The 9,150-nt window shown below is 58.2% G+C and carries 8 protein-coding genes; 5 read left to right on the top strand and 3 right to left on the bottom strand.

The genetic code is table 11. The features are described 5' to 3' along the window. From recA to ACF8AM_RS00850, 3 genes are all read right to left on the bottom strand, one after another. Positions 1-709 (bottom strand): recombinase RecA (gene recA / locus ACF8AM_RS00860; RefSeq protein WP_392553808.1); only part of this gene is annotated, 709 nt, incomplete at its 3' end. Between the two features lie 383 nt (positions 710-1,092). Beyond that, on the bottom strand, positions 1,093-1,884 hold the full coding sequence (locus ACF8AM_RS00855; protein ID WP_392553807.1) for a hypothetical protein: 792 nt from the start codon (positions 1,882-1,884) through the stop codon (positions 1,093-1,095). 8 nt (positions 1,885-1,892) lie between these two features. Then, the gene (locus ACF8AM_RS00850; RefSeq protein ID WP_392553806.1) at positions 1,893-2,078 is read right to left on the bottom strand and encodes a hypothetical protein; all 186 of its coding nucleotides are present in this window, start codon (positions 2,076-2,078) and stop codon (positions 1,893-1,895) included. A gap of 12 nt (positions 2,079-2,090) precedes the next feature. Here ACF8AM_RS00850 and ACF8AM_RS00845 point away from each other — a divergent pair, with 12 nt between their 5' ends. From ACF8AM_RS00845 to msrA, 5 genes are all read left to right on the top strand, one after another. Further along, positions 2,091-2,990, top strand: a complete 900-nt coding sequence (locus ACF8AM_RS00845; protein ID WP_392553805.1) for an HDOD domain-containing protein — start codon at positions 2,091-2,093, stop codon at positions 2,988-2,990. 55 nt (positions 2,991-3,045) lie between these two features. After that, on the top strand, positions 3,046-4,332 hold the full coding sequence (locus ACF8AM_RS00840) for a phosphotransferase (RefSeq protein WP_392553804.1): 1,287 nt from the start codon (positions 3,046-3,048) through the stop codon (positions 4,330-4,332). A 73-nt stretch (positions 4,333-4,405) separates the two neighbouring features. Beyond that, the gene (locus ACF8AM_RS00835) at positions 4,406-7,141 is read left to right on the top strand and encodes a protein-disulfide reductase DsbD domain-containing protein (protein ID WP_392553809.1); all 2,736 of its coding nucleotides are present in this window, start codon (positions 4,406-4,408) and stop codon (positions 7,139-7,141) included. Continuing rightward, positions 7,138-8,535 carry a tRNA modification GTPase gene (locus tag ACF8AM_RS00830; RefSeq protein WP_392553803.1) on the top strand — a complete coding sequence of 466 codons (1,398 nt, stop codon included), beginning with the start codon at positions 7,138-7,140 and terminating at the stop codon, positions 8,533-8,535. The genes ACF8AM_RS00835 and ACF8AM_RS00830 overlap by 4 nt, the downstream gene beginning before the upstream one ends. Before the next feature lie 99 nt (positions 8,536-8,634). Then, a complete protein-coding gene (msrA, locus tag ACF8AM_RS00825) occupies positions 8,635-9,141 on the top strand; it encodes a peptide-methionine (S)-S-oxide reductase MsrA (RefSeq protein ID WP_392553802.1) in 507 nt (168 codons plus the stop codon). Positions 9,142-9,150: the final 9 nt, after the last annotated feature.

The following is a 9,150-nucleotide window of genomic DNA, read 5'->3' as shown; positions in this document are numbered from 1 at the left end:
GTGCCCGGCCGCCGGGGGTGGTTTCGGGGCTACCGAACATCACGCCGACCTTTTCGCGAATTTGGTTGATGAAGATCACGGCCGATTTGCTTTTCGCAATCGCACCAGTCAGCTTCCGCATCGATTGGCTCATCAAGCGAGCTTGCAGCCCCACGTGGCTGTCGCCGATCTCGCCTTCGAGTTCCGCCTTGGGAACCAAAGCCGCGACCGAGTCAACGATAATGACGTCGACAGCATTGGATTTGACCAACATCTCGCAGATCTGCATCGCTTCTTCACCGCTGCCCGGTTGGCTGACCAGCAGGCTGTCCAGTTCCACACCGAGCTTTTTGGCCCAACTGGGGTCAAACGCATGCTCGGCATCGATGATCGCCGCGATGCCGCCCGCTTTTTGGGCTTCGGCACCGATGTGCAGAGCCAAGGTCGTCTTACCAGACGATTCCGGTCCGAAGACTTCGATGATTCGACCTCGCGGGATGCCTTGTCCACCGAGCGCCATGTCGAGGCTGAGGCTGCCTGTGGAGATGCAATCGATGGTCAGCTTTTGGGACGCTCCCAGCGGCATGATCGCACCGTCGCCAAACGACTTTTCGATCTGTTGAAGCGTGGTCTTCAGACCGGGTTCTTTTTCCAGGATGGTCTTCATGCCTGGATCCAGCTTGACGCCCTTGGATGCTGCGGGCGTTGCCATGCGTGGTTTCTTTGCCATGTCCTGATTCCTTTATTCCCTGAACAAACTTTTCTTGTTTCCAATTCAAACCCAACCGATGTCCAGACCAACGGTGGTCAGACATGGCGATCCCTGCGAAGCCGCAAGGTCGATCCTATCGAGGAAGGTGCCCGAGACAATGAAAGCCCGACATTTTTTCCACGGAAGGATGCACTTCGGAGGCACGTTTGATTCGCCGACGTTGGAGGGTTTGAGAAGGCCGCTTTCGGCTGCCTCCTCTTCACACCACTAGTATTCGCCAGGGGCGTGACACGTTTGGTCACGGGCGAGGCCTGCCTAGGTCGAAGCGACAAGAAGCACAGGCACAGCGGCCAGGCCAAATCCCCAAAAGGGCGAGTTTTGTGGGCGCTGTTGGCGAAACGCTACGAAGCAAGCTGGCTGGGCGGACCGTCGGGACGCGAACTTCGTCGGGGTTTCTCGCGGACTGCCAACCAAGTCGCGAACAGAATCAGGACGCTGGCAACCTGCACCGAAGCGATGACCGCGGGATGGGTGTGCCGAAGCTTGTCCATCCAGTGCCGAAGCATCGCCGGTTCGCGTTTCTCTTGCAAAATGATCCGATCTGAGAGGGACACTTGCGCAGGGATCCCCCCTATGTGGTTGTGCGTGTCGGGCCATTCCGCGACGTTTTCCCAGCCGTTGACGGTGCGTCGCCAGCCCACCGGAGGCACCGCGCGGGGGCCGTCGGTGGCTTTGGCGGAGTGAGTCGCCTTGGATGTGGAGAGCACCGTTGGTTCTTGCGGTCGCTCACGCTGAGTCGCCGCCGGGGTGGAGGTGCGGTTGGACTGAGAGGCCTTCATCGGGCCGGACGCGCCGCTGAGCACGTTCACGATCCCGAGCAGGACAGCCAGCCCAGCGGTACGTTTCAGCCGATGCCAATAGAACGATGCGTCGACTGGCGGGGAGTTCCCGAGCCGATGAGACGAAAGGCGGAAGTTGGATCGGGCGTTGCCGAACGAGCGAAAGCGAGCGAGTGCCATGGGACTGGGCGGTTGCACGTGCCGGTCCAGAGTCTCGCGGTTGGGCCGGTTGTCGCTGTAAGTGCACTGGGAAGAACGGCTTACGACATGCTTTTGAAGGAGAGAGCCAAACGGGAATCGATGCGTGTAGGCAACGAATGTGGTGGCTTGGCAACACCCGTTGGTGAAAGACAACGTCGGGATCATGTGTCGGCAAAACCGGTGCGACCGGCAAAGGCTTCCAAGCCGCGATGTGGATCGCGAATCCAGCTTGCTCCGTCGACGCTGCGGGCCTGCATCCAAGGATTCGTGGCGTAGAGTTCTGTCAGCCATCCAAAACAAGCCCGCGCGAGTCCTTCGCGGCGGCGACCAATGCACCAATGAATCAAGAGCCGAGATCGATGACCAGCGTCGCAGAAAGCACCAACTTGGAAGATGTTTTTCATGTCGACATTTTGCCAGCGTTACCGCACAGTGCCATCAGCCTGTTGCAACTCTCCCAGAAAGAGGACGCTGGGCCCAATGATTTTGCTCGGCCGATTGAGGCTGACCCAGGATTGATGGGACAGGTTTTGCGATTTGTGAACTCCTCGTACTTTGGGTTCAGTCGCGAAATCATGAGCATCCCGCAGGCGATCACGTTGGTGGGTTCGCGAGCGATTGTGAACTTCGCTTTGTGGAACGCTGTGTTCAGCGTGATCCCCAACCCGAAGTTCGGCCCGTTTGATCTCAAAGCGTTGTGGCAAGACTCACTGCGGCGAGCCATCTTTGCAAGGAAGATGGGCCGGTTGTTGAAGTTGGATTCAGCCGAAGATTTGTTTGCAGGAGCTTTGTTGCAAGACATGGCGATCCCGTTGTTGCTGAAAGAGCTGCCGACTGAATACGAAGCGTTGGTCGAGAAACGAGCCGCGGAAGGCAAACGCCTGAGCGGGTTGGAGCAAGAGATGTTTGGTTGGAACCATGCGGACGCCGCAGCGATTTTGGCGACCCGTTGGAAGCTTCCCGAAGAGTTTGTGGGTTTGATTGCCAAGCACACCGAGATCGAACAATTGCTGGAAATGGGCGATGGGGCTCGCGGTGCCGCCTGTGTCGCGCTTGCGTCGCTGCTTCCATCGTGCAGCGAAAAGGAGTGGCACGAGCAAGACAAATTCACGAACGCTTGCAAGCGGCTGTCAGGAATGAGCGTTGAGTCGTTGGATGAATGCATGACCGAAGTGGATGAGCTGACCGCTGAGTTTGCTCCGCTGCTAAAATTGCCAGTCCCTGAACAATCCATCATGTCATTCCTGGCTGAGAAGTAGCTTCGTTTTGGACGTTTCACGAATCGCCCGACTCTGGTTTCCAGACGCAGCGTCGTTGAGCATTGATTCGTGCGACTCCGGGTTCAGCGGCGGGCGGGTGCATCGGATTCGTCTCGCCGCGACCCCCATTTCTTTTGCGTTGAAGGTTTCGCCCGAAGGGCAGTCGGTGGCTCGCTGGCATGAGGTGGCCGGTGAGCTCGCCAAAGCGATGGCAGAGCCACCTGACGCTTGGAGTGACGTTCCCGACTTGGATGACGTTCCCAATCGGATCAGGCTGGACGCGCCAGTCAGCACTGACATCTCTTCAACTCATTTGGATGCCGCGAATGTGGGGCGAGATTCTCCGCGCCCGTTGAATTCGGGTTTGCTGGCGGCACCAATTCCCACCGCGGATGGTCGTTGGATTGTTTCGGAGCAAGGTCGACATTGGCAGTGCACTGCGTGGGTGGATGGGAAGGCCTGCGATGACAGTGAAGCCATCGATGCTCTGACCGGCCCGCGAGCTTTGGTGCTTGGCGGCGAAGCGATCGCACGATTGCATGCGAGGTTGAGCACTTTGCCGGCGCCGGTTGCTTGCTCCGGCGAGCTTCCGCGTTGCTTTCGGGATCGGCTGCAGCGACTTCAAGAACTGAGGCCATGGTTGTCCTCCGGGAGTTTGCTGCGAGAGCGGTTGCCAAGCACGACCGCGCAGTGGTGCGCGTTGTTGGAACGATGCGTCCTCGATCGTGGCGGGGACTCCTTTTGCCTTCAGAGAAATCAGAGCGGCTATCAGAAGTTGGCTCAGCGAATGATGTCGGCGACGGAACGAATGGTTTCGCAGGGTGACACCATCCATCGCCTGCTGACTTCGGAGTTGCAGCAGCACCTGCAGACCGCGCCGGCAGCTTGGCGACAGGCTTGGGTGCTTCGCGACATCCATCGGGAGCACATTCTGTTTGACACGTCGCGTGAACGTGTGACGGGCATCATTGATCACGACGCGATGGACTGGGATTGCCCGGTGGTGGACCTGGTTCGCTGGGCGGGTAGTTTTCCGGTTCAGTTGGAACAGCAATCGGCAACCACTCGTCTGGGGTGGGCGGTGGAGGGATACAACCGAATTGCTTCCGCAAATCACGAGCAGGGATTGGCGGATGGTCCCAGGGCGCGCTCATTCTTTGTTAAGAGCCCGACACCGGAAGAGCTTGCCCTGGGCGAGACTCTGCTTCGTTTGAACGCGTGGGTGGGAATGGCGAATTGGGTGGATTGGATCGGGCTGAGGCGGCGGGTGTTTTTCTCGTCTCCCGAGGCTCTGTCGAACCGAATTTCCGGTTTGATCGATTCAGTTTGCCACTTTTGTTAAGCTACGGGACTGATTTCAGTCGAACGAATGGGGTTCGATGTCTTCTCATCTCATTGAATTATCTCGTCGGAGGATGTTTTCGATGGATCGCAGTTATCAACCCGGGTTTGCTCGGAAAGTGTGTGTTCCTGGTGTTGTTCTGTTTGCGGCATGGTTGGCTGTCACGGCTGTGGTGCCGGTGCGTGCGGACAATCCTGGCGCGGCCGATTTGTTCTCCGAATTCTCGCTGGACGATTTCGCGGCGGATGGGAACGCAGCGTTGCAAACGGACGATCCAGCGGATGCGACAGCGACCTACTCGGCCACGGCCGACGGTGAGATCGAGATTCGCGTTCAAGTCAAACTTCAGCCGAAGTGGCATTTGTATTCCACGACTCAGCCCAAAGGCGGACCGAAGCCAACCAAGTTGAGTTTGGTGGGTGCGGACTCTGTGAAACTTGCCAGCGAGTGGAAGAGCGATCGGGAACCGCTGCGAAGCGTCTCGCAAGACTTTGGCGGGATCACCGTGGAAGAGTTCGAAGACGAAGTCAACTTCACCGCCACTGCGAAATTGGCGGAGGGAGCGTCTGTGTCTCAGTTGGGCGATTTGAAGATTCGTCTGGACGCGTTGACGTGTTTGACTGGCGGTGCCTGCATGCCAATCAACGAGACCCTGACCGCCAAGTTCACAGGCGAGGTTCCCGCTTCGGATGCGTCGCCCACCAAGCACACGATGGCGTCGACGAAGTCGGATGACCCCGCGGGTTTGAAGGCTCACCCGATCAATCCCAAGAACGCTTTTCGCGATGACGACTACGTCGTGCGATGGGAAGCGATCAACTTGACGCCGGAATTGGAACCCGGTCAAACCGGCACGCTCCGCTTCACCGCGATTCCTGATTCGGGGTATCACGTTTACACGTCGGCCGTGAACGACGAGCAATCCAAGACGAACTTTGTGGTCAGCGAGAAATCGAAGTTGAAGGTTGGTGCACCTCAAACGAAGTCGCGATCGATTGATTATGCCTTGTTGCCCGGTGTGACTTATCACGATGGCAATGTGACTTGGACGATCCCCGTGTCGATCCCCGCCGATGCGGCGCCGGGCGAACACAAACTGGCCGGTGGGATCGCCTATCAAGCTTGCACGGACGACAGTTGCCAACAGCCCAAAGCGATTGGGTTTGAGACCGTGATCAACGTGGTCCCGTCGGCGCCCGAGAAATCGGAACCGAAGACAATGACGTTGGCAGCGAAGAAACGCATGTTGGTGTTGGACGATGCAGCCACGCTTCAGTGGGTCGACAAAGATGTGTCGGCTGCCTTGAACGCGAGTGCTCAGCCCAAACCGGCAACCAATCCTGAAACAGAGGCCACGGCCAAGATCGCGATGGCGACCGGAGCAGCCAGCGGTCCAGGTGCGAGTGGAGGCGGCCATGGTGTGACCTCCGAGGCCCCCGAAGCCGATGCTGTGTTGGAAGACACGGAGAACGCTGGCACCGCCTTTGGCACGACGCTGTTGTTCGCCTTCATCGGCGGAGTGATCCTGAACTTCATGCCTTGCGTGTTGCCGGTCGTCGGGCTGAAGGTGATGAGTTTCGTTCAGCAAGCCGGCGAAGACCGCAAACGAATTTTCTTTCTCAATGTGGTCTACGCTCTCGGCATCTTGTCGGTGTTTGCTGTGCTGACGGCGCTTGCGGTGCTGTTGTCATTCAATTGGGGCCAACAATTCACATACTTCCCCGTCCGCTTGGGGCTGACGTTGCTGATGTTCGCGATGGCCCTCAGTTACTTGGGCGTTTGGGAGATTCCTGCTCCGGGCATGGCGGCTGGCAAGACCTCGCAGGCATTGCAGCAACGCGAAGGTTACACCGGTGCGTTCTTCAAAGGCATTTTCGCAACTGTGTTGGCGACTCCCTGCAGCGGTCCGTTGCTGGGTGGCATCCTGGGGTTGACGTTCGCGTTGACCAGTTTGCAAACGGTCGCGGTCATCATGATCGTTGGCGTCGGGATGGCGCTCCCTTATCTGATGATTGGCATCTGGCCATCGCTTGTGGCTTGGTTGCCAAAGCCTGGCACCTGGATGGAAACGCTGAAGGAATTCTTGGCGTTCTTGTTTCTTGGGACGGTCGCGTTCTTCTTCAATCAGTTCAGTGACGGCGACAAGTTGCCCGTGTTCGTGGCTTTGATCGGTGTCTGGTTTGGTTGCTGGATCATCGGCAAGGTTCCCAGTTGGAGCAGCCTGCCATCGCGATTGTATGCGTGGTCGGGTGGCGTGGCGTCGGCCATCGTGATCGGCGTCGCTGCTTTCCATTGGTTGGGCCCGGCACCGGAGCCAGCCGCCGGAGTGAAGACCATCGCGTGGCAGCCTTATGACGAAGCCAAGTTGAAAGAGTATCAGGCCGAAGGCCGCACGGTGATGATCGACTTCACCGCCAAGTGGTGTGTGAACTGCATCGTCAACTACAACGTTGCACTCAACACCGAACCGACTCGCAAGTTGATCGAAGAGTTGGACGCGGTGCCGATGCTCGCGGATTGGACGGACCAAGATCCTGAGATCGAAGCGAAGCTGAAAGAACTGCAAAGCCGATCGATTCCGGTGTTGGCGATCTACCCAGGAAAGTCGCCCGCCGAACCGATTGTGTTGCGAGATTTGGTGTCCCAGCAGATGGTATTGGATGCGTTGGAAGACGCCGGGCCAAGCGTCGATGGATCGGGAACGAAGGTAGCACGAGGTTCCGGTTCTTCGGTGTCAGCGACCGCAACGTCATTGGGTAACCACGGCGTGAATGCGGATCCCGCCACTGTGGGCATGGCAACCCGGTGACGTCAGAAGCCGATGACACCATCGCCGCGATTGCGTCGCCGATGACGCCCGCTCCTCGCGGGATCGTTCGGTTGTCGGGGCATGACTGCGTCGATGTGTTGTGTCGGATGCAGATTCTTGACTCGGCCGAATTGATCGGCCGGCGTCCGTTTCGCACGTCCAAGACGCTGGCTCTCGGGGAACCGCTCGGTGCCATCGATATCGATGTGATGGTCTGGCCGACTCAGCGGAGTTACACCGGTCAACCTTCAGCGGAACTGCATCTGGTTGGTTCGCCGCCGTTGTTGCAATCGAGTTTGGACGCTGCCATACGGGCTGGGGCCAGGGCGGCACGTCCGGGCGAATTCACGATGCGTTCGTTTTTGGCCGGGCGTTTGGATCTGACGCAAGCCGAGGCGGTGCTCGGTGTGATCGAGGCGGAGGATCGCGGCGCTTTGGATCAGGCGCTCTCGCAGTTGGCAGGCAATCTTTCGCGGCCGCTGCAATCGGCTCGTTCAACTTTGTTGGATTTGTTGGCCGATGTCGAAGCCGGATTGGATTTTGTGGATGAAGACATCGAGTTCATCTCGGACGAAGTCTTGGTTGGCCGACTGAATGAACTCCGCTCACTGCTGGCACAAACGCGTTCGCAATTGAGCGATCGCGGGGGAGCCACGCCAACGATTCGAGTTGTGTTGCGAGGGCTGCCCAATGCCGGCAAGAGTCGACTGATCAATGTTTTGTCACGCACCGACTCGGCGATTGTGACCGACCAAGCCGGAACGACACGCGATCTGGTCACGGTGGAATCGAGCTGGGGCGGTCACTCGTTTCAGTTGATCGACACAGCGGGACTGGAATCGCGTGAGGAGTCCGATCCGGAGGCACCGATCTCTCAGGAAGCCCAACGGCAAGCGGCTGAAGCGGCTGAAGGTGCGGACGTGCATGTCTGGTGCAAGGACGCGACGTTGGGTGATGATTTTGGTTCCTTGAAAGGTCCCAATGCGATGTTGCCCGATGCCAAGCGGTCGGCGGAATTGATTTGTGTGGCAACCAAACGGGATTTGATGCCGGAGGATTGGAGCGGTGATTCGATGCAGGCGGATTTGGCCGTCAGCAGCGAGTCGGGAGTCGGTGTGGATGCCCTGATTGAAAGACTGGTCGATTTCGCAGAGCAACGTGATGCCGGCGAGACAGGCAACGTGATTGGTACGGCGGCACGGTGCCAGGATTCGTTGGCTGCCTCGATCGATCACTTGGCGCAAGCGATCCAGTGGACCGAGCAGATGGCCGGGCATGAACTGGTGGCCGCTGAGATGCGTCTTGCCGTGGAGGCGATTGGTGAAGTGACCGGCCAGGTCTACACCGATGATATTCTGGACCGCGTGTTCGGCCGGTTTTGCATTGGTAAATAGAACGACAAATTGAACGTGGCGTCGGCTCACTGTGTGTGAAGGAACCAACGCAGGCGGTTAGCCAGTGCCACATCCGATGAGATTCCAGGGAGAAGAATCATGACAGAGCGAGCGGTTTTAGCGGGTGGATGTTTCTGGGGCATGCAGGATTTGATTCGCAAGTTGCCTGGCGTTGAATCGACCCGGGTGGGCTACACCGGCGGAGAGGTTCCCAACGCGACGTATCGCAATCATGGCAACCACGCCGAAGGGATCGAGATTCTGTTTGATCCGGAGCAGACGAGCTACCGTCAGTTGCTGGAGTTCTTCTTTCAGATCCATGATCCAACGACGCCGAACCGTCAGGGCAACGATCGCGGTCCGTCATACCGTTCTGCGATTTACTATGTCGATGAACAGCAGAAGCAGACCGCGCTGAACACCATCGCGGATGTCAACGCGTCGGGGTTGTGGCCTGGAAAGGTGGTCACGGAGGTGGAACCCGTGAGCGATTTTTGGGAAGCCGAACCCGAACATCAGGACTACCTTGAGAAAGTCCCCAACGGCTACACGTGCCACTTCCCGCGTCCGAATTGGGTGCTGCCCAAACGCGCTTCGGCGGAGTGAGGAGGCTGA

Origin of the sequence: Rhodopirellula sp. JB055, from assembly GCF_043100905.1 — a bacterium.
Classification (GTDB): Bacteria; Planctomycetota; Planctomycetia; order Pirellulales; family Pirellulaceae; genus Rhodopirellula.
Note: the sequence above shows the minus strand (reverse complement) of the source record. Positions and strands in the feature narration are given on the sequence as shown.

Coding starts and splice junctions, on each gene's coding strand:
- ACF8AM_RS00845 (WP_392553805.1), top strand. CDS start 2,091: ATGACCAGCGTCGCAGAAAGCACCAACTTGGAAGATGTTTTTCATGTC.
- ACF8AM_RS00835 (WP_392553809.1), top strand. CDS start 4,406: ATGTTTTCGATGGATCGCAGTTATCAACCCGGGTTTGCTCGGAAAGTG.
- msrA (WP_392553802.1), top strand. CDS start 8,635: ATGACAGAGCGAGCGGTTTTAGCGGGTGGATGTTTCTGGGGCATGCAG.